This is a genomic window from Armatimonas sp. (assembly GCF_043760365.1).
In the GTDB taxonomy this organism is placed as follows: Bacteria; Armatimonadota; Armatimonadia; order Armatimonadales; family Armatimonadaceae; genus Armatimonas.
Genome location: NZ_JAYUPA010000590.1, coordinates 1 through 1,532 on the forward strand (window position 1 = coordinate 1; position 1,532 = coordinate 1,532).

Below are 1,532 nucleotides of genomic sequence, written 5' to 3' on the forward strand. Positions count from 1 at the left end.
CGCTCGGAATACTTGGTCGCTCCGCTACTCTTTGAGCTTCGGCAGCGCACGGGCGGCGCGATTTCTATCTTCTCCGGCGTGACATTTGATGTAGACCCGGCGCGAGGGCTCGCCGGGGCATGTGATTTTCTTCTCGCTAAGTCGCCCGAGCAAAACATACTTCAGTCACCGGTCTTTGCGGCGGTAGAATCGAAGAGTGAGAACCTACGGCCTGGGCTGGGGCAGTGCCTCGCGGAGATGGTTGCGGTGCAGCTCTTCAACCAGCGGGAAGGCCATCCGCTCCCCACGGTCTGGGGCACGGTCACGTCGGGGCTCGCGTGGCGTTTTATGAAGCTGGAAGGCCAGACGGTTTTTCTGGAGAACCAGGAGCGCTCCCTCGGCGATGGGAGCGAGGTTCTCGGAATTTTACTGCATATCGCAGGAAGTAAGTACTAAACAATGCAAACAAGCGCCAACACAGATTTCGATCTGATTTTTCTTGATCCCGCGACCGTGACCTTTTTCCGGACGGGCGGCAGCGCCGTGCGTGCCACCATTGCGGACCCAAAGATCGGCTACGAGCGGACGGTTCTCGTCTGCCAGATTGCGCGGGCGTTCCCGCTCTCGCTGCAAGACCAGTACATTGGCCTGCGCGATGCCAAAGATAAAGATGTCGGAATGCTGGAGAAGCTCACGGGCCTGGATGCGGACTCACGCAAGATCCTCGATGAGGAGCTGGAGCGCCGCTACTTTGTCCCGACCATTCAGCGTGTCACCCTGGTCAAAAAAGAGTACGACACGGTGAACTTCGAGGTAGAGACCGATAAAGGTGTGCGCAAGTTCGCAGTACAAAACCTTAAGGACTCGATCCAGGAAGTCGGCAATGGACGCGTGCTGCTCACAGACCGCACGGGTAGCCGCTACAACATCCCAGACTACCGCAAGCTCGATGAGAAAACGCTCGCGATCCTCTCACGGGTTCTGTAGCTAGCGAAGCTTTGCCAGGAGATCGAGCCGCTCGCGTAGGGTAATCTTTGCCATGCGCAGCAGATCCCGGTTCCACTTCAGCGCGACTTTATACGCATCGTCGCGCTCTCTAGTGGCGGCTTTCGCGGCGGCAATCGCTCCTCGGTGTGCTTCACGCGCCGCCTTAAACACGGTGAGAGTGGCCAGGGAGGTAGCTCGCTCGGCAGCATCGAAGCCAAACCCTTTAAGCGCGACAGCATACGGAATCTGTGCGGCGGCACTGTAGCCCACCTCGGCGAGGGTCAGGAACTTCTCGGAGTCCACGGGCACCAGCCCAGCCACTCCCAGTGCCTTCCGGGTATCCGCATTCGTGTAGGTCGTGCGAACCGTGCCTCGAAAGTCCGCGTACTTGGTTCGTGCTACTTTCTCATCGGCTTCGCTGGCCGTCGCCCTCTCCCCCTGCGTCCCGAGAGTGACCTGCCGTACCTCATAGGTGGCCTTGAGCGCGTTGAGAAGTCCTCGGCCCTCGGTTTTCTTCGGTTCGCCAAAGCCGCGCTTCGCCATCAGAGCAGAAAGTGCGGTATCCC

At 59.3% G+C, this 1,532-nt stretch carries 3 protein-coding genes; 2 read left to right on the plus strand and 1 reads right to left on the minus strand.

Going from position 1 to position 1,532, the window contains the following annotated elements:
• Both ACH2EH_RS13530 and ACH2EH_RS13535 read left to right on the plus strand, forming a co-directional pair.
• The coding region (locus ACH2EH_RS13530; RefSeq protein WP_395142503.1) for a hypothetical protein at positions 1-435 on the plus strand (435 nt) is incomplete at its 5' end.
• Between the two features lie 3 nt (positions 436-438).
• Positions 439-966 carry a DUF1854 domain-containing protein gene (locus ACH2EH_RS13535; RefSeq protein ID WP_395142505.1) on the plus strand — a complete coding sequence of 176 codons (528 nt, stop codon included), beginning with the start codon at positions 439-441 and terminating at the stop codon, positions 964-966.
• On the opposite strand, the gene ACH2EH_RS13540 is transcribed toward ACH2EH_RS13535, so the two are convergent.
• On the minus strand, positions 967-1,532 hold a 566-nt coding region (locus tag ACH2EH_RS13540), incomplete at its 5' end, for a hypothetical protein (protein ID WP_395142507.1).

Bases quoted from the DNA above. Each gene is read 5' to 3' on its own strand.
- ACH2EH_RS13535 (WP_395142505.1), top strand. From the start codon at position 439: ATGCAAACAAGCGCCAACACAGATTTCGATCTGATTTTTCTTGATCCC.